This window comes from Butyrivibrio sp. AD3002, assembly GCF_000420905.1.
In the GTDB taxonomy this organism is placed as follows: domain Bacteria; phylum Bacillota; class Clostridia; order Lachnospirales; family Lachnospiraceae; genus Butyrivibrio.
Genome location: NZ_ATVV01000001.1, coordinates 218,268 through 237,891 on the forward strand (window position 1 = coordinate 218,268; position 19,624 = coordinate 237,891).

General features: G+C 38.9%; 17 protein-coding genes. All 17 read left to right on the forward strand.

The window, feature by feature from the left end; all coding sequences use genetic code 11:
* Window positions 1-59 precede the first annotated feature (59 nt).
* The 17 genes from G596_RS0100920 to G596_RS0101000 all read left to right on the forward strand — a co-directional run bounded on the left by G596_RS0100920 (window position 60) and on the right by G596_RS0101000 (window position 19,623).
* On the forward strand, window positions 60-929 hold the full coding sequence (locus G596_RS0100920) for a DegV family protein (protein ID WP_022759944.1): 870 nt from the start codon (window positions 60-62) through the stop codon (window positions 927-929).
* A gap of 37 nt (window positions 930-966) precedes the next feature.
* Entirely contained in the window at window positions 967-2,889 is a 1,923-nt protein-coding gene (locus tag G596_RS0100925; RefSeq protein WP_022759945.1) for a DNA gyrase/topoisomerase IV subunit B, read from the forward strand.
* A 64-nt stretch (window positions 2,890-2,953) separates the two neighbouring features.
* On the forward strand, window positions 2,954-5,191 hold the full coding sequence (locus G596_RS0100930; RefSeq protein ID WP_022759946.1) for a DNA gyrase/topoisomerase IV subunit A: 2,238 nt from the start codon (window positions 2,954-2,956) through the stop codon (window positions 5,189-5,191).
* Window positions 5,188-5,736 carry a 16S rRNA (guanine(966)-N(2))-methyltransferase RsmD gene (gene rsmD / locus G596_RS0100935; protein ID WP_022759947.1) on the forward strand — a complete coding sequence of 183 codons (549 nt, stop codon included), beginning with the start codon at window positions 5,188-5,190 and terminating at the stop codon, window positions 5,734-5,736. Before G596_RS0100930 ends, rsmD begins: the two co-directional genes overlap by 4 nt.
* Before the next feature lie 67 nt (window positions 5,737-5,803).
* A complete protein-coding gene (locus tag G596_RS0100940; RefSeq protein WP_022759948.1) occupies window positions 5,804-8,425 on the forward strand; it encodes an Ig-like domain-containing protein in 2,622 nt (873 codons plus the stop codon).
* Between the two features lie 15 nt (window positions 8,426-8,440).
* Complete coding sequence (coaD, locus tag G596_RS0100945; RefSeq protein WP_022759949.1) at window positions 8,441-8,944, forward strand: pantetheine-phosphate adenylyltransferase; 504 nt, start codon at window positions 8,441-8,443, stop codon at window positions 8,942-8,944.
* Between the two features lie 5 nt (window positions 8,945-8,949).
* Window positions 8,950-9,600, forward strand: coding sequence for a vacuolar family H+-ATPase subunit H (locus tag G596_RS0100950; protein ID WP_022759950.1), 651 nt, complete (start codon window positions 8,950-8,952; stop codon window positions 9,598-9,600).
* A gap of 60 nt (window positions 9,601-9,660) precedes the next feature.
* Entirely contained in the window at window positions 9,661-10,368 is a 708-nt protein-coding gene (locus tag G596_RS0100955) for a pseudouridine synthase (protein WP_022759951.1), read from the forward strand.
* A gap of 19 nt (window positions 10,369-10,387) precedes the next feature.
* The gene (locus G596_RS0100960; protein WP_022759952.1) at window positions 10,388-10,990 is read left to right on the forward strand and encodes a hypothetical protein; all 603 of its coding nucleotides are present in this window, start codon (window positions 10,388-10,390) and stop codon (window positions 10,988-10,990) included.
* 10 nt (window positions 10,991-11,000) lie between these two features.
* The gene (locus tag G596_RS0100965) at window positions 11,001-12,059 is read left to right on the forward strand and encodes an RluA family pseudouridine synthase (protein WP_022759953.1); all 1,059 of its coding nucleotides are present in this window, start codon (window positions 11,001-11,003) and stop codon (window positions 12,057-12,059) included.
* A gap of 35 nt (window positions 12,060-12,094) precedes the next feature.
* Window positions 12,095-12,628 (forward strand): Holliday junction resolvase RecU, encoded by a 534-nt coding sequence (locus tag G596_RS0100970; protein WP_022759954.1) that lies wholly within the window; start codon window positions 12,095-12,097, stop codon window positions 12,626-12,628.
* Between the two features lie 88 nt (window positions 12,629-12,716).
* Window positions 12,717-13,829 (forward strand): ATP phosphoribosyltransferase regulatory subunit, encoded by a 1,113-nt coding sequence (gene hisZ, locus G596_RS0100975; protein ID WP_022759955.1) that lies wholly within the window; start codon window positions 12,717-12,719, stop codon window positions 13,827-13,829.
* 2 nt (window positions 13,830-13,831) lie between these two features.
* Window positions 13,832-14,479, forward strand: a complete 648-nt coding sequence (gene hisG, locus G596_RS0100980) for an ATP phosphoribosyltransferase (protein ID WP_022759956.1) — start codon at window positions 13,832-13,834, stop codon at window positions 14,477-14,479.
* Window positions 14,479-15,774 carry a histidinol dehydrogenase gene (hisD, locus tag G596_RS0100985; RefSeq protein WP_022759957.1) on the forward strand — a complete coding sequence of 432 codons (1,296 nt, stop codon included), beginning with the start codon at window positions 14,479-14,481 and terminating at the stop codon, window positions 15,772-15,774. Before hisG ends, hisD begins: the two co-directional genes overlap by 1 nt.
* A 2-nt stretch (window positions 15,775-15,776) precedes the next feature.
* Window positions 15,777-16,364, forward strand: a complete 588-nt coding sequence (gene hisB, locus G596_RS0100990; RefSeq protein ID WP_022759958.1) for an imidazoleglycerol-phosphate dehydratase HisB — start codon at window positions 15,777-15,779, stop codon at window positions 16,362-16,364.
* Window positions 16,365-16,392: 28 nt separating this feature from the next.
* Complete coding sequence (gene hisIE, locus G596_RS24275; RefSeq protein ID WP_022759959.1) at window positions 16,393-17,670, forward strand: bifunctional phosphoribosyl-AMP cyclohydrolase/phosphoribosyl-ATP diphosphatase HisIE; 1,278 nt, start codon at window positions 16,393-16,395, stop codon at window positions 17,668-17,670.
* A 69-nt stretch (window positions 17,671-17,739) separates the two neighbouring features.
* The gene (locus G596_RS0101000; protein WP_022759960.1) at window positions 17,740-19,623 is read left to right on the forward strand and encodes a TIGR03960 family B12-binding radical SAM protein; all 1,884 of its coding nucleotides are present in this window, start codon (window positions 17,740-17,742) and stop codon (window positions 19,621-19,623) included.
* Window position 19,624 lies beyond the last annotated feature (1 nt).

A 19,624-nucleotide genomic window follows, 5' to 3' on the forward strand; every position in this document is an offset into this window, starting at 1 on the left:
ATTTAGTAGAGTATGTGTTCGAATAATACAATATATTGTATATTTTCTCGGAGGATAACATGTCAAAAGTAGCAATCATAACAGATACAAATAGCGGAATTATGCCTGCAGATGGTGAAGCACTTGGAATAAAAGTAATTCCTACTCCTTTTATGATTGATGGTGTTGAGTATTTAGAAGGAATTAATCTTACTCAGGAGGATTTCTTCAAAAAGCTTGCAGATGGAGCCGATGTATCAACCAGTCAGCCCAGCCCCGGCGCTCTTCTTGAGCTATGGGATGCAATGCTTAAAGAATATGATGAGATTGTATATATACCTCTCAGCAGCGGCCTGAGCAGTTCATGTCAGACAGCAATTATGCTTGCATCCGATGATTATGAGGGCAAAGTATTTGTTGTCAATAATCAGAGAATCTCAGTAACAATGAGGCAGTCTGTTCTCGATGCAATAGAGCTTAGAGATAAAGGAATGAACGGCAAGGAAATAAAGGACAAGCTCGAAGAGGTTAAATTTGAGTCAAGTATTTATATTATGCTTGATACATTGTACTACCTTAAAAAGGGCGGAAGAATAACACCTGCCGCAGCAGCTCTTGGTACTTTGTTAAAACTCAAACCGGTTTTGCAGATCCAGGGCGAAAAACTTGATGCCTTTGCTAAAGCAAGAACCGCAACTCAAGGTAAGAATATTATGATTAATGCCATGCTCTCGGATTTTGAGAACAGATTTGGTGGAATTGATGCGCATGATGTTCACTTAAGCGGCGCCTACTCATATGATCTTGAAAAGGCAAACGAATTTAAAGGTGAGGTTGAAGCTGCTTTCCCAGGATATGAGATGCATATGGATCCGCTATCACTCGTGGTTTCCTGTCATATCGGGCCCGGAGCCTTGGCAATTGCTGCATCAAGAAAAATACATGTATAAAAAGTAAGAAAAAAGTTTTGTAAGGTTGGGAAGTTTTATGTCAGTAAATAATAACTATGATGCTTCAAGCATTACAGTTTTGGAGGGTCTCGAAGCCGTTAGAATGAGACCCGGTATGTATATAGGAAGTGTTTCAACAAGGGGACTCAATCATCTTGTCTACGAAATAGTGGATAATGCTGTGGATGAGCATCTTGCAGGATATTGCTCACAGATAACAGTGACACTCAATCCTGACGGAAGTGCTACGGTAGAAGATAATGGTCGTGGAATCCCTGTTGGTATGCATGCCAAGGGAATTACTGCAGAACGTGTTGTACTGACTATGCTCCATGCAGGTGGTAAGTTTGATAACGCTGCATACAAGACCAGTGGTGGACTTCACGGTGTAGGTTCTTCTGTTGTTAACGCTTTATCTACCTGGCTAAAGGTTCAGGTTAAAACCGATGGTCAGATATATGAAGACGCTTATGAGAGAGGCGTTCCCACTGTCAAACTTAAGGATGGACTTCTTGAGCCTGTCGGTAAAACAAGAGAACATGGTACAACCATATCATTTTTACCCGATCCTACAATTTTCGAAAAAACCAGATTCAGAGAAGAAGATATAAAATCCAGACTTCATGAGACCGCTTATCTTAATCCGAATCTAACTATTATTTATATTGATGACAGACCGGGTACAGAGGAGTATATAGAATTCCATGAGCCTGAAGGCATTACCGGTTTTATCAGAGATATGAATAAGTCCAAGGAAGCAGTTACAGATGTAATCTTCTATAGCGGAGAGAGCGACGGAGTCTCAGTTGATGTGGCTTTTCAGTATGTCAACGAATTCCATGAAAACATTCTTGGCTTTTGTAATAACATTTATAATGCCGAAGGTGGAACACACCTCACCGGCTTTAAAACCATGTTTACAAATATTATCAATCAATACGCCAGAGAGATTGGTTCTCTTAAAGAAAAAGATGCCAACTTTAACGGTACTGATGTGCGAAACGGTATGACTGCTGTTGTCAGTATCAAGCATCCGGACCCAAGATTTGAGGGCCAGACAAAGACCAAGCTTGATAATCAGGATGCGGCCAAGATTGTTTCGCAGATTACCGGTGATGAAGTTACAAGATTTTTTGACAGAAATATTGAAGTATTAAAATCTATTATCGGTTGTGCCGAAAAGGCAGCAAAGATCAGAAAAACCGAAGAAAAAGCCAAGACGAATCTTTTAACAAAACAGAAATATTCATTTGATTCCAACGGAAAGCTGGCTAACTGCATTAGTAAGGATGCTTCAAAGTGTGAGATTTTCATCGTCGAGGGAGATTCTGCGGGCGGCAGCGCCAAGATGGCAAGAAACCGTGAATTTCAGGCTATCCTTCCTATCAGAGGTAAGATTCTTAATGTTGAAAAGGCAAGTATTGATAAGGTGCTCGCCAATGCTGAGATCAAGACTATGATCAATGCGTTCGGATGTGGTTTTTCAGAAGGCTACGGCAATGACTTTGATATTTCAAAGCTTCGCTATGACAAGATAGTTATCATGGCCGATGCCGATGTCGATGGTTCTCATATTGCGACGCTTTTGCTTACTCTGTTCTACAGATTCATGCCTGAGCTTATTTTCGAGGGGCATGTTTATATTGCTATGCCGCCTCTTTACAAGGCTATCCCGAGCAGAGGAAAAGAGGAATACCTCTATGATGATTCTGCTCTTGAAAAATACAGAAAAAATCACAAGGGGTCTTTTACACTTCAGAGATATAAGGGTCTTGGAGAGATGGATCCCGAACAGCTTTGGGAGACAACACTCGATCCCGAGAATCGTATGATGAGACTCGTTGAGATTGAGGATGCCAAGATGGCATCACATATGACAGAGCTTCTTATGGGTAATGAAGTTCCGCCAAGAAGAGATTTTATTCATCAGCACGCAACCGATGCTGAGCTTGATATTTAAATAATTGCCTTCTGCGTTAAAAAGCACAGATAAGGTGTCAGCTAAGCTGACGGATGAGGTATAAATGGAAGAAAGATTAATTCGCTCCGAATACTCGGAGATAATGCAAAAATCTTATATTGATTATGCTATGAGTGTTATCGTGGCAAGAGCGCTTCCTGATATCAGGGATGGTCTTAAGCCTGTTCAGAGAAGAACTCTTTACGATATGTATGAGCTTGGAATCAGATATGACAGACCATATCGTAAGAGCGCACGTATTGTCGGCGATACCATGGGTAAATATCATCCTCACGGTGACAGTTCTATTTACGATTCGCTCGTTGTGATGACTCAGGATTTCAAGAAGGCTGTTCCGCTTGTTGACGGTCATGGTAACTTTGGCAATATCGAGGGAGACGGTGCCGCTGCCATGCGTTATACAGAGGCGAGACTTGCCCAGATTACTCAGGAAAATTTCCTGGCTGATCTTGATAAGGATGTTGTTGACTTTGTCCCCAACTTTGACGAGACCGAGAGAGAACCTTCGGTTTTGCCTGTAAAAATACCGAATTTCCTTATTAACGGATCTGAAGGTATAGCTGTTGGTATGGCTACAAGCACACCTCCTCATAATATCGGAGAGGTTATTGATGCTGAGATTGCTTATATGCAAAATCCGGAGTTATCCGCCAAGCAGCTCATGAAATATATAAAAGGACCCGATTTCCCTACAGGCGGCATTGTCACAAACAAGGACGAACTTCGCGCTATTTATGAGACCGGTCAGGGCAAGATAAGAGTAAGAGGTAAGGTCGAAGTTGAAAAAGGAAAAGCAGGACATATAAATCTTGTAGTTACTGAGATTCCTTACACCATGATTGGTGCCGGAATAGGTAAATTTCTTTCTGACGTGGCTGAGCTTGCTGAGAAGAAAATAACCAATGACATTATCGATATATCCAACCAGTCTTCTAAGGAAGGTATCAGAATTGTAATTGAGCTTAAGAAAGATACAGATGTTGAGAACTTCAAGAATCTTCTCTATAAGAAGACAAAACTTGAGGATACATTCGGCGTAAATATGCTTGCTATCTGTGATGGAAGACCCGAGACTATGAGTCTTTCATCAATAATGAGATCAGTTGTCGATTTTCAGTTTGAGACAGCAAGAAGAAAATATACAACACTTCTTAAGAAGGAACAGGATAAGAAAGAGATCCAGGAAGGTCTCATCAAAGCCTGCAACGTAATTGATATTGTAATTGAAATTTTAAGAGGTTCCAAGGACAGACCTATGGCTAAGGACTGTCTTGTAAACGGTAATACCGAGGGAATCAGATTTAAGAGTGAGGCTTCAAGAGCTATGGCTGCACAGCTTCTTTTCACAGAGAGACAGGCTGATGCCATTCTTGAGATGAGGCTATATAAATTAATCGGTCTCGAACTTGAAGCTCTTGTTAAGGAGCATGAAGACACAATCGCCAAGATATATCGCTATGAGGATATTCTTGAAGATCACGAGTCCATGTCACTTGTAATTCAGAATGAACTCTCAGAAATCAAGAAGAAATACAATGTGAAGAGACGCACTGTTGTTGATAACGTTGAAGATGCTGTTTACGAAGAGAAGCCCATTGAGGAGATTGATGTTGCATTCCTTATGGACCGCTTCGGATATGCCAAGACAATTGATGTAACAACTTATGAGAAGAATCTTGAGACTATCAAGAATGACTTTAAATATTCGTTTGTAATGAAGAACACCGGAAAGGTCTGCGTCTTTACTGCAAACGGAACGCTTCATACCATAAAGGCAATGGATCTTCCTGCGGGAAGGATGCGTGACAAGGGTGTTCCTATTGATAATGTCAGTGATTTCGACACGACAAGTGATCAGATTATATATGTAGCAAGCCAAAGCAGCCTTAACCTTTACAGGATAATGTTTGTTACAAAGCAGGCTAATATGAAGATTGTCGACGGCGGAGAATTTGATGTATCCAGAAGATCCGTTGCAGCCACAAAGCTTGCGGAAGATGATGAAGTTGTCAGTGTTCATGAACTTCACGAAATCAGTACTGTTGTGCTACAATCAGAAAACGGCTTCTTTCTGAGATTCAATGTTACAGATGTCCCTGAGAAGAAAAAAGGTGCCGTGGGCGTTCGCGGTATGAGACTTGGAGCAAAAGACCTTGTAAGAGATGTTTATTATTTAAGGGAAACGGATGATCTTTCAATAGAGCATAACGGAAAAGCCTTAGCTCTTGATCATCTAAAGATCACAAGCAGAGATACAAAGGGTACAAAGGTGAGATTATGAGAGTAATAGCAGGTGAAGCAAGAAGGCTAAAACTGGTAACTCCCGAGGGGAATGATACCAGGCCCACGCAGGACCGTATAAAAGAGACTCTTTTTAATATGCTTCAAAATGATGTGCCGGGTGCTATTTTTATAGATGTTTTCGCCGGCAGCGGCGGTATTGGAATTGAAGCTTTATCAAGAGGCGCCAAAAGAGCGTATTTTATAGAGAATAATATCAAGGCAATTAAGTGTATCAATCAGAATCTACAGACAACTCATTTTGAGGACAGAGCTACTGTATTAAAGTCTGATGTTCTGGTCGGCTTAAAAAATGTCAACGAAAAGGAAGCTCATATAATATTTGTGGATCCGCCTTATGAGTCGGGACTATATGAGAGAACCTTTGAGTTACTTGGAAGATTACCTTATGTCACAGAATATACCATGCTCATAGCTGAATGTAGTCTTGATATGGATTTATCAGTTTTTGAAGAAAATGGTTTTGAAATCATAAAAGAAAAGAGATATAAGACAAATCAGCATGTTTTCATGAAAAAGGCTTAATGCCACGCGAAAACATATGATTATATATTTTCTGTGAGAGGGGTACACAGAAAGGAAAAGAGAGTAAGTGAGAAAAGAAATTTGGGGAAAAAGTGTTTTAGCACTTGTACTAAGTGCTGCCTTGTTTGCAGAAGGCGTAGCGCCTTTAAGCGTAAAAGCGGAAGAAGATAACTCCGCTGAATTTCTGCAGACAATTGAAGAGACTGAAGATGTAAATCTCTTATCTGTTTCAGACGGTAATGCTGAGGAAGAAGTACCTGCCGAAACTGAATCAGAAGAAACCACAAAAGAACCGGAGAAAACTGAAGAGGCAATTGATACTCCCGCTTCAGAAGAATCTGTTCCTGCAGAAAATGAATCCAATGAAAATCCGGATGTATCAGAAAACGAAGAAATTACTGAAGCTGAAACTGAAGAAGATCTGAATAATTCAGCTGATGCCGTTTCAGATGGCAATGCTGCAAATGAAGCAGCTGTTTCGGATGGAAATGCGCAGGCTCCCGGGCCTTTTGATTTTGAAAAAGAGATCGATGGCTATATAATTAAGCTTCATGCAGAAGAGGGGATTGTTCCTGAGGGTACAACAGTTGACATCAAAAAGGTAAAAAAGGTTGGCGGCCAGAAGGTAGATGATCTTGTAAATGATGTACTTCCTGCTGAATCCGTAGTTTACGATTCCGCATCATTTGATATAACACTTTTAAAGGATGGTCAGGAGTTTGAGCCTGATGGAAATGTTTCTGTAGAAATAACATTAAATGATAAGCTTTCTGATGCTAATTCAGAGAACGAAAGTACTTCCGTTCAGGTGTTCCATATCGAGGATGATGCCACTACAACAGAGGTTCCTGCTGATGTAACAGAGAATGCCACAGATGTTTACGGTGATGGCGAAGAAACAGTTGTATCTTATGATGCCGAAAGTTTCTCAGTTTATGACGTAGCTATAGTACTTAATTTCGAGACAACAGCGGCAACAGCAGAAGTAAATCCCGTTTATGAAAACAGAATTGCCGTTAGCCAGAATGAACTTAACACGCTTGCGTCACAGCTTGACTCAACCGTAAATGTTAAATCACTTCTTTCATTAGGCGGAAAATGCACTTCAATTCAGGAGATGGCAGAGGTTGCAAGAGAGGCAATTAAAGCAAGACAGACTTCTGTAATGATTAATTTCAAATTGCCGGATTTGTATAACGAGACCACTATATTAAATCCTATGCTTCCTATTATTTGGGAGCACACCGGTGTGCCTAATGAAGGCGATTATGTTAGATGGGCATTCCATCAAATTGCAAGACAGTCTTCCATTGCATATGCCGACAATTACACATACGGTTCTATACAGCTTATGTTTGTATATAATCATGATGCTGCGCAGGAAGTACTGACAACTCAGAAGATTGATCAAATAATTAAGAATAATGGATTAAATAAGGGTACTGATTACCAGAAAATTTATAAAACATATAGATATATAACCACGCACATATCTTATGATTATGAAACTATATCAAATCCAAACAAGTTTATTGGCTACTCATGTTATTCTGCAGCTTGCTTAAATAATACGGTATGTGAAGGGTATTCTCTTCTTTTCTACAGAATTATGCTTTCAGTTGGAATTGATTCAAGATTAGTTGCAGGTCTTGCAGAGGAAGGTGATCAGAATTCGGGTCATGGTTGGAATATAGTACAACTTGGCAATATATATTATTATGTTGATGGCACCTGGGACGCATATGATCCCAGACCCGGCCACAATACACCTGCAAAAACGGATAATTTCTTAAAAGGAAGTCGTGTCGATTATAATAAAAAAGTAGCTTTTGACAGCATTTATCACATTAGGTATCCGGAATATGCAACAGCTGATTTCTACAGAGTTTATCCTGTAAGCAGTACTGATTATAACGGTTCCGAAGGCAGCTTTGTTAAACCCACAAGCGTTGCTATAAGTCAGGCCAATGCTATAATTGCGGTTGGTTCACCATTACAGCTTAGTGCAACCTGTCTCCCCGCAAATTCCAAGCAGGGTATCAGATGGAATTCTTCTGATACGACAGTTGCCACTGTAAGTGATAACGGCCTTGTAATGGGTATAAGGAACGGTGAATGCGAAATCTTCGCAACCTCTGCATATGGCGGAAAAAAGGCTCGTTGCCGACTCATAGTTACAGACGGAAGAGTAAAAGGTTTTGATGTGTCCGCAAAAAAAATCACCGTTTATGCCGGATCAAAAGCATCAATCGGCACAGCTGTATTCCCTGAATGGGCCTTTAATAAGAGCATAAAGTTCAAGTCAAGCAATAAGAAAATTGCGACAGTCAATAAATACGGTATTATTACAGGTAAGAAACCAGGTAAATGCTTTATTACATGTAAGACACGAGATGGCGGAATTTCAAGGAAAGTTACTGTCATTGTAAAAAAAGCTAAACGTGTAAGATCCGTAAAACTTACCAAGAAGAAATTAAAACTTACAGTGGGTAGTACTTATACTCTCGGAGTTAAGTTCAACCCCAAAAAGGCAACAAATAAGAATGTGACCTGGAAGAGCTCTAAACCCGGTGTTGTTTCAGTAGATGCTTATGGCAATCTTGTTGCATTAAGTCCAGGAAAAGCCAAGATTACTGTTAAATCCGAGGATGGAAATCACAAGGCAACCTGTATTATAAAAGTTAGATAAAAAAGAGGATTTGTAATGAAAGTAGCTGTTTATCCCGGAAGCTTTGATCCAATAACATTAGGACATCTTGATATTATCAAAAGAGCTTCTGCCATGTTTGATAAGCTGGTCGTTGTGGTAAGCGTGAACACAGCTAAGAGTCCGTTGTTTTCAGTAGATGAACGTGTTAAGATGATTAAGGAAGCAGTTAAGGATCTTGATAATGTTGAGATTGACTGTCATGAAGGTCTTATCATCGATTATTGCAAGCAAAACAATATAAGGATTCTTTTACGAGGTCTCAGAGCTATCACCGATTTTGAATATGAACTCCAGATTGCTCAGACCAATAAAGCATTTTCACAAAATGAAGTTGATACTGTTTTCCTGACAACAAGCCTTGAATACGCATATCTAAGCAGTTCAACTGTTCGTGAATTCGCAAGCTTTCATGGGGATATAAGCCGCTGTGTAACAGAGTATGTCGCACAAATGGTTTATAAGAAATATGGGTATGATAAACAGCAAATTGGGGGGTAAAGACTATGAGCAGTAGAATTGAACAATGCATTGATGAAATTGAAACATTCATTGACAACTGCAAGTATCAGCCGCTGTCACATACTAACATTGTAGTAAACAAAGAAGAGATTGATGAACTTCTAAGAGAGCTTCGCAGTAAAACACCCGAAGAAATCAGAAGATATCAGACTATTATCAGCAATAAAGAAGCTATTCTTGAGGATGCCAGGAAAAAGGCAAAAGACCTGATTGACAGAGCCACAGAGCAGACTCATGCAATGATAAATGAACATGATATCATGCAGCAGGCTTATGCACAGGCTAATGAGGTAATTGCCCATGCTGCAAAGCAAGCTGAGGAGATTCTTACAAGATCCACAAATGAAGCCAATCAGATGAAGGCTGCAGCAGTAAGTTATACAGATAACCTGCTTGCAGAGGTTGAAGTAATAGTAAATAAAGCAATTGAAACCACTAATGCAAGTACAACTTCTTTCTTAAAAGATCTTACTTCATATAGTGAAACAATTAAATCAAACAGAGCGGATCTTGTTCCGCCAAGTGTCAATCCTTCTAACGTAAAAGAGAAACCCAAGCCGGCTTCAAATTTTACAGAAATAACTCCAGAAGTTATGCTTGACGATGGCTCTGATTTGAATCTTGATTTATTGTAATAATAATTTTATAGCTGCCGGTGAGTAAATCATGCGGCAGCTTTTCTTTTAGGATATATTATGAGATTAGATAAGTTTTTGGGATCCTGCGGTATCGGAAGTAGGAAACAACTTAAAGAATATATAAAAAACGGTATGGTATGCGTTGATGGTAATGTTATAACAAAACCTGAGTTTAGCGTTGATCCTACCATAAATGAAATCATATTTTCGGGCGAAAGTCTCACTTCCGATTATAAAGAATTCAGATATTATCTGCTTAATAAGCCGCAAGGCGTTGTTTCTGCAACAAAAGACAATCATGACAAGACTGTTCTTGATCTCATTGATATTGGTTTTGACAATAATTTGGCTCCTGTCGGAAGGCTTGATAAAGATACTGAAGGACTTCTGATAATAACAAATGATGGAAAGCTTGCTCACAGGCTTCTTTCTCCCAAAAAGCATGTTGAAAAGGAATATGAAGTCCATACTGCAAGAGTGATATCAGATTTTGATCTTAAGAAGCTTGAGGAAGGCGTTGATATAGGTGATGATGAACCTACCCTTCCTGCAAAAGCATTTATTGAAGATGTAAATGGTGAAGCAGTTTTGCACCTTATCATCCATGAGGGGAGATTCCATCAGGTTAAGCGTATGCTTGAAGCCATAGGAAATGAAGTTACTTTCCTAAAAAGGATAAGGATGGGGGGACTTGTTCTTGATCCGACTCTTGCTCCGGGAGAATACCGAGAGCTTACGGATGAAGAGCTTGATCTATTAAAATAGCTGATATTCAGAGGTTGTCATGAAAAAAGTAGCAAAAGGAAATTTTGGATATATTGAATATAATCGTAAGTTTGCAACTATAAGAACCTTTATTGCACTTGCAATTTGTCTGATTATATTTTTCACAGGTCTTTTTATCTATAAATCAAATAAGAGTGCATTTAGTATAATTGCTGCACTTGGATGCCTGCCCACAGGACTTAGTGCTGTCAATCTTATAATGTACATGAAAGCGCATCCTTGCAGCAAGGCTGCGTATGACATAATTGAAACTCACAGAGGCGGGCTTCTCATCAGATATGATCTTGAGATGACTAGTTACGATGAAAATTATAGTATTGCAGCTGCAACAGTTCTTGATAAGAATGTAATCTGCTATACGGAAAATAAAGCCCTTGATACCTCAAACTGCGAGAAACACATTAGAAACCAGATATCACAGAGCGGTTACAGCAGTTACACAGTCAAGGTATTTAAAGATATTAATGCATTTTGTAACAGGCTGGATAATCTTGAACAGATACGGCAATCCAAGAATATCGATCCTCAGGCAATTGAAGATTCCTGGGTCCCCGGCACGGTTGAAACCTGTGCGCTTGTTTTACTTTCAATTTCGTTATAATCAGGGTGATATGAGAGAAATTAAAATAGATAAAAATTCAACAGGTAAGAGATTGGATAAATTTCTTGGGAGTTATTTTACTGAATGCTCCATGGGATTTTTATTTAAGATGCTTAGAAAAAAGAATATTACCCTTAACGGAAAAAAAGCAAGCGGAAAGGAAGCTCTTAAAGAAGGAGATGTTATATCCGTATTTTTTTCCGATGAAACATTCTACAAATTCGCAAATAAGCATGTGAATGCTTTAGATTCCGGAAGTGTTGTCGATGATACCGCGGCGGTGTATGAGAGAGCCTTTGCGAAATTCGGAGACCTTGAAATTATATATGAAGATGAGAATATTCTTCTTTTAAACAAACCCTGCGGAATTTTATCTCAGAAATCTGAAGCTAAAGATTTAAGCATTAATGAATGGCTTATAGGATATCTTCTTAACCGTGGAGAAATAAGCAAGGAGAGTCTTGCGACTTTCAGGCCATCAGTATGTAATCGTCTGGATCGAAATACATCGGGGCTTCTAATATGTTCAAAATCCCTACCCGGAGCCAGAAAAATGGCCAATCTGTTAAAAGACAGAACTCTTCATAAATATTACAGGACAATTGTTATTGGAAATATTGTCTCTGATTCGCATTTATCCGGTTATCTCTTTAAGGATAGAAAAACAAATAAAGTGGTTCTTACTGATACTAAGCCCGATAATGAACAAAATGACTTATATTCACCTGTAGAGACATCCTTTAAGGTTATGGGTCATGGTGCTCTCTATATTTCAGATAAAAAAACTATACTTACAGAGCTTGAAGTATTACTTCATACGGGCAAAACACATCAGATAAGAGCACATTTATCATCGGAGGGGCATCCACTGATCGGTGATACAAAGTATGGTAATGAGCAGACCAATAAGATAATTAAATCCGAATTCGGATTAAAGTATCAGCTGCTTCATTCAAGCAGGTTGGAATTTCCGATAATGGCTGACGATTTTTCATATCTTTCGGGCAGGATATTCGAAGCTGAGCTTCCTGCTATTTACTCAAATATAAAATCCAAACTGTTTTCATAAATAATTTCGTATTTATTCTTTCGAATGGAGACAATATGGCCACATGGAATTCAAGAGGACTTCGTGGTAACACTCTGGAGGAACTGATAAATCGAACAAACGAAAAATATCAGGAAGAGGCACTCGCCCTCATCCAAAAGATTCCCACGCCTATTACACCGATAAATATTGATAAAGAAACAAGACATATTACACTTGCCTATTTTGATCAAAAAAGTACTGTCGATTATATAGGCGCAGTTCAGGGAATTCCTGTTTGCTTTGATGCAAAAGAATGTGCACAGGATACATTCACCCTGGAAAACATCCATCCCCATCAGGTTTCTTTTATGGAAAAATTTGAAGCACAGGACGGCATTGCTTTTTTTCTGATTTATTATACCGGGCGAGGGGAATTCTATTATCTTCCTTATAGAAAACTCAAATATTTTTGGGAAAGAGCCGTTGAAGGCGGACGAAAAAGCTTTCGATATGATGAGCTCGATCCGGAATATATAATTTCAGATGATACCAAAGGGTATATCCCATATCTGGATATGCTGCAAAAAGATCTTGAGCAAAGAGATTGACAAATAAATTGTATTCCTATAAACTTAAATAAATTTAATGTAGTAGCGAAGTAGCACGTTAACGCAATAAAGCGTCCAGGAGATATGTATGAATCGAAGACTTTTGCACACACCAGAGGGTGTACGTGATCTTTATGGAAAAGAATGCAGTGACAGATCTTTTGTAATAAATACTATAGGAAACCGTATGAAATCTTACGGGTTTGAAGCCATTGATACTCCTACTTTTGAGTTTTTTGATGTTTTTGCGGAGGAGATCAGCAGTAACAGTGAAAAAGAGCTCTATAAGTTCTTTGACCAGGATGGTAATACCATGGTACTTCGTCCGGATTTCACACCATCAGTAGCAAGATGTGTTAGTAAATATTTTTTGGAAGATGAAGAACCTGTTAGATTCTGTTACAGCGGTAAGACATTTTTAAATACTCACAGTCTGCAGGGAAAGCTGAAGGAAGTTTCCGAAATTGGCGCTGAGCTTATGAACGATGGCTCAATTTTTGCTGATGCTGAGATGATCGCATTGCTGGTGGAATCGATTTCCGCTACGGGCTTAAACGATTTTAAGGTAAGTATAGGTGATGCTGATTATTATTACGGTATCTGCGAAGAAGCCGGCATCGATTTTGATACTGAAGAAGCTATAAGAGAAAAGCTTGTAAGCAGAAATACATTTGCTGCAGATCTTATCATGGAAGAGTCCAGCATTTCAGAAAAATATCGCGAACTTATAAAAAGTGTTTCAACCTGTATAGGAAATGCAGAAGTTCTTGAAGAAGCAGGAAAGCTCGTTAATAACAAGCGTTCACAAAAAGCTATTTCTCACCTTCAAAGTTTATATCAGGTATTATGTAACTACGGTATTCAGGATTACATATCTTTTGATCTGGGTATGCTTAGTAAATTTAATTATTATACCGGCGTAATGTTTGGCGCTTATACATACGGTGTAGGTGATGCGATAGCAAAAGGCGGTCGATATGATGACCTTCTCGACAGATTTGGAAAGAGCGCACCTTCAATCGGATTTATGATTAATCTTGATGATCTGATGAAAGCTTTATACAACCAGAAAATTCAGCTGCCTGAAGAAGATAAGCCAATAGTTATTGAATATGATGAAAACAGCTTCAAAGATTCTCTTTCTAAGGCTAAAGAGCTTAGAAAGCAAGGTACAAGAGTAATCTTAAAGGGGGCAAAATAATAATGAATAAACAGGATAGATATCTCACATTTGCCCTTGGTAAGGGAAGACTTGTCGATTCTACAATGGAGCTTTTAAAGAAATGCGGCATTGAGTGTGAAGAAATAACAGATAAAAAGACGCGAAAACTTATTTTTACAAATGAAGAGCTGAAACTTAAATTTTTCCTGGCAAAGGGTCCTGATGTTCCCACCTATGTTGAATATGGTGCTGCTGACATCGGTATAGTCGGCAAGGATACAATCATGGAAGAAAATAGAAGTGTTTATGAAGTTCTTGATCTGGGATTTGGTAAATGCAGAATGTGTGTATGCGGTCCCGAATCTGCCAGAGAACTTCTCGATCATCATGAAATGATCAAGGTTGCCAGCAAATATCCTAGTATTGCAAAAGATTATTTTTATAACAGAAAAAACCAGACTGTTGACATTATTAAACTAAACGGTTCGGTTGAGCTTGGTCCAATTGTTAATCTCTCGGATGTTATAGTTGATATAGTTGAAACAGGCAGTACACTTCGTGAAAACGGTCTTACTGTTTTGGAGGAGATATGTCCGTTATCTGCAAGAGTTATTGTAAACCAGGTAAGTATGCAGATGGAATCTGAAAGAATTCATAAACTAATCAATGACATGAAGGAGAACCTGTAATGCGGATAGTAGAATTAAACAGTAAAACAAAAGGAGAGCTCCTTGAGAAGTTATTAAAAAGAAGTCCTTCTAATTACGGTGAATACGAGCAAATCGTAAATGATATAATTACAAATGTAAGAGAAAATGGTGACAAAGCTATTTTTGAATATACCTCTAAATTTGATCATTTTGATATAACAGCTGATACAATAAAGGTAACAAGGCAGGAGATTGAGGCTGCATATGAAGCTCTTGACGATGACTTTATTGATGTTATAAAGAAAAGTGCTGAAAACATTCGTGTATTTCATGAAAAGCAAAAGAGAAATACCTGGATAGATACAAAAGAAGATGGTTCAATTCTTGGTCAGAGAATCATCCCAATTGAAATATCCGGTGTTTATGTACCCGGTGGAAAAGCTGCCTATCCTTCAAGCGTACTTATGAATGTTGTACCCGCCAAGGTTGCAGGTGTAGAACGTATTATAATGTGTACACCGCCTTCAAAAGATGGAAAAATCAATCCCGGAACTCTGGTAGCTGCTGATATTGCAGGTGTTACCGAAGTGTACAAGGTTGGAGGAGCGCAGGCAATTGCAGCTATGGCATTTGGTACCGAATCAGTTCCGAAAGTGGATAAAATTACCGGTCCCGGAAATATATTTGTTGCTCTTGCAAAAAAAGCCTGCTTTGGTTATGTTTCTATTGATTCTATTGCAGGTCCTTCTGAAATTCTTGTTATTGCCGATGAAACCGCAAATCCTAGATATGTTGCGGCAGACCTTTTATCACAGGCAGAGCATGATGAGATGGCCAGTGCAATTCTTGTAACTACAAGTAAGAAGCTTGCCGAAGATGTTTCAGTAGAAGTAGAGGCTTTTACCCAAAAGCTTGAGAGAAGTGAGATAATTCAAAAGTCGCTTGATAATTACGGATACATTTTTGTTGCTGATAATATGACTGATGTTATTGATGCAGCAAACGCCATAGCCTCAGAGCACCTCGAAATCATTACAAAGAATCCTTTTGAGGTTATGCCGAAAATCAAGCACGCGGGTGCTATTTTCCTTGGAGCGTATTCTTCAGAGCCCCTTGGTGATTATTTTGCAGGCCCTAACCATATTTTACCCACCAATCAGACAGCAAGATTTTTCTCGCCGCTTTCTGTGGATGATTTTGTAAAGAAGACAAGTATAATTGCGTATTCTGAGGATGGTCTCAGAAAGGTTCATAAGGATATTGAACTTTTTGCTAAAAATGAGGGCCTGACAGCCCATGCAAATTCAATAGCAGTTAGATTTGAGGAGGAATAAGAATGGCACGTATAGCTGAAATCGAAAGAAAAACCGCTGAAACTGACATTACATTAGAAATTGATCTTGATGGATCCGGAAAATCCGACATTAATACAGGCATCGGCTTTTTTGATCATATGCTTTCAGCTTTTGCCAGACATGGTTTATTTGATCTTTCTGTTAATGTTGTCGGCGATAATGATGTTGATGGCCACCACTCTGTGGAAGATACCGGAATTGTTCTTGGACAGGCAATCGCAAAAGCCCTCGGAAACAAGAAAGGGATCAAACGCTATGGTAGTTCTATCCTACCTATGGATGAGGCGCTTGTTCTATCCGCAATTGATTTATGCGGAAGACCTTATTTCGAAATGGATGCCGAATTCACTGCACCAATGGTTGGAGCGTTTGACACTCAGCTTGTGAGAGAGTTCTTTTATGCAGTTTCTTATGGTGCAATGATGAATCTGCATCTCAGAGTAATAACGGGAATCAATGATCATCACAAGATAGAAGCTATGTTTAAAGCATTCGCCAGAGCTTTGGATGAAGCAACTTCCATAGATTCAAGAATAGACGGTGTTTTAAGCACAAAGGGAAGTCTTTAATACTAAACTATTTACCGGGAGAACTAATATGCTGAAAAAATTTATACCCTGCATATATTTACATAATGGAAATGCTGTTGCATCTTTGGAAAATGCAGATGTTATTTCACAGTCACCTGTTATGCTTGCAGAGAAATATGATGATGACGATTGTGATGCAATAATCATTTTTGATATGTCAGAAAGTGATGCAGAGCATGAAGAATCACTTGATATCATAAAGGAAATATGCGGTGTGGTTTCCTGCGAAGTATATGGCGCAGGAAACGTTAAGCGTATGGAAGATATAAAAAAACTTCTATATGCCGGTTGCAAAAAGGCTTGTCTCAATTTTTCCAAACAGGGCAATATAGATATTTTGCAAGAGGTATCAGAGAAATTCGGCAAAGGCAAAATCTGTATATGCTATACAGAGACCGATAAAATATCAGCTTACGATGAACTCATAAAAAAATATGCTGATGAGCTGATTCTTTTGAACAGTTCTGAAATAAAGAAAACATTTGCTATTGATTTGCCAACTATATTATGCCTTCCGGATTTATCTCTTGATAAAATGATAGGACTGATGTCAGAGAAAAATGTCAGCGGCCTTTCCGGAAAAGCTATAAATGTCAATTCTTCCGAAATCAGAAATATGAAAAACATCTGCGCGGAGAATGATCTTGCGGTAAATCGTATGCTTCCGCAGTTTAAATGGGAAGATTTCAAGAAAAATTCCGATGGCATGGTTCCTGTAGTGGTTCAGGATTACAGAACAGATGCGGTTTTGATGGTTGCTTATTTTAACGAAGAATCATATAAGAAGACTCTTGAAACCGGTAAGATGACATATTTTAGCAGAAGTCGAAATGAGCTTTGGCTTAAGGGAGAGACAAGTGGTCACTTCCAATATGTTAAGAAGCTGACAGCGGATTGTGATATGGACACTATACTAGCAAAAGTAAAACAGGTTGGTGTTGCATGCCATACCGGCAGCTATTCGTGCTTCTTCAATGAAATTACCGGAAAAAAATATGCAGAGAAAAATCCGCAGAAGGTGCTCGATAGCGTATTTACCGTTATAAATGACAGAAAAACCAATCCAAGGGAAGGATCTTACACAAATTATCTTTTCGATAAAGGATTGGATAAGATACTGAAAAAGGTCGGTGAGGAAAGTACCGAAATGGTCATCGCCGCAAAAAATAAAAATTCAAATGAACTCATTTACGAAATGGCTGATTTCCTGTATCATATGATGGTACTTATGGCAGAAAAAGATATTAGCTGGGAAGAAATAACCGATGAGCTCGCAAGGCGCTAAGGCCTTTTAATATCGATTATTTGAATTATTTCTCAATTGATGTCTTTTATAAATCTTTCGAGGTGTAATTTGAACGAAAAATTAGCATTATCAGATGAAATCCTTCTTAGCATTAGTAAACCCGAGCGCTATATCGGCGGCGAGGTTAACAGTGCTGTGAAGGATTTATCTGACATTAAAATCAGATTTGCATTCTGTTTCCCTGATGTGTACGAAATAGGCATGTCACATTTGGGAATTCAGATTCTTTACGGTTTATTCAACGAATATGAAGATGTATGGTGTGAGCGGGTATTTTCTCCCTGGTCCGATATGGACAGTATCATGAGAGAAAATGACATCCCGCTTTTTGCTTTGGAATCACAGGATCCCATAAAGGGTTTTGATTTCCTTGGATTTACACTTCAATACGAGATGTGTTATACAAACATACTTCAGGTTCTTGATCTTTCAGGAGTCGCGATATATTCAAAGGACAGAACCTGGGATGATCCTATAGTTATTGGCGGTGGTCCTTGTTCATATAATCCGGAGCCTATAGCAGATTTCTTTGACCTTTTCTATATCGGTGAAGGAGAAACGAAATACAGAGAGCTTTTTGATTTATACGAAAAAGCAAAGGATGAAGGCTTATCAAGAGAGGAATTCTTATTCCAATGCTCTCAAATTAATGGCATCTATGTTCCTTCTTTATACGATATCAGCTACAAAGAAGACGGGACAATTAAAGCTATAACTCCTGTCAGAGAGGGCGTTCCTTCCGTAGTAAAAAAAGAACTATGCCTGGACCTCACAAATGCGTATTATCCAATGAAGCCTGTTATGCCTTTTATCAGAGTAACTCAGGACAGAGTAGTAATGGAGGTTATGAGAGGCTGCATCAGAGGCTGCAGATTCTGCCAGGCGGGGCAATTATACAGGCCTCTTCGTGAAAGAGATGTAAAGAAGCTTGAAGAATACGCAATTACATTACTTAAGAATACAGGCTACGAAGAAATATCCTTAAGCTCACTCAGCACAAGTGACTACACAGGATTAAATGAGCTTTTGGAATTCCTGATTGATTACTGTAACGAGCATAAAGTCAATATATCATTGCCTTCCCTTAGAATTGATGCATTTTCTCTTGATGTAATGAGCAAGGTTCAGGATGTTAAGAAATCCTCACTTACATTTGCTCCTGAGGCCGGATCTCAAAGGATGAGAAATGTAATTAATAAAGGGCTTACTGAAGAGGATATATTACGAGGAGCTCATGAAGCTTTTGTTGGCGGATGGAATAAGGTTAAGCTTTATTTCATGCTTGGCCTTCCCGGAGAGACTTCTGAAGATATTGAAGGAATAGGAGATATAGCCAATAAAATTGCTGTTGAGTATTTCGAGACAGTTCCTAAGGAGAAGAGAAACGGAAGAACAATTGAAATCGTAGCAAGTACGTCTTTCTTTGTCCCAAAGCCCTTTACTCCTTTCCAATGGGCTCCTATGAATACCAAGGAAGAATTCCTTGATAAGGCAAGTGTCACCAGAAAAGGTATAATGGCTCAGCTTAACCAGAAGCATATAAAGTATAACTGGCACGAGGCTGATGCCAGCATGCTTGAAGGTATACTTGCTCGCGGTGACAGAAAGCTATCGACAGTTATTTATAATGTATATAAAAGAGGCTGCATTTTTGATGCCTGGAGCGAACATTTTAAAAATGATATCTGGCTGGAAGAAATGGAAAAAGCTTCTCTTGATCCCATGTTCTATGTAAAAAGAGAGCGAACAAAGGATGAAATTCTCCCCTGGGATATGATAGATTGCGGAGTATCCAAAGAATTTTTATGGCGAGAATGGGAAACCTCCAAAAAAGGCGTTGTATCTCCGAATTGCAGACAGTCATGTATGGGATGTGGCGGTGCAAATTACGGTGTAGGTATTTGTTTTCAGCCTAAAAACGGTGTTAATTAAA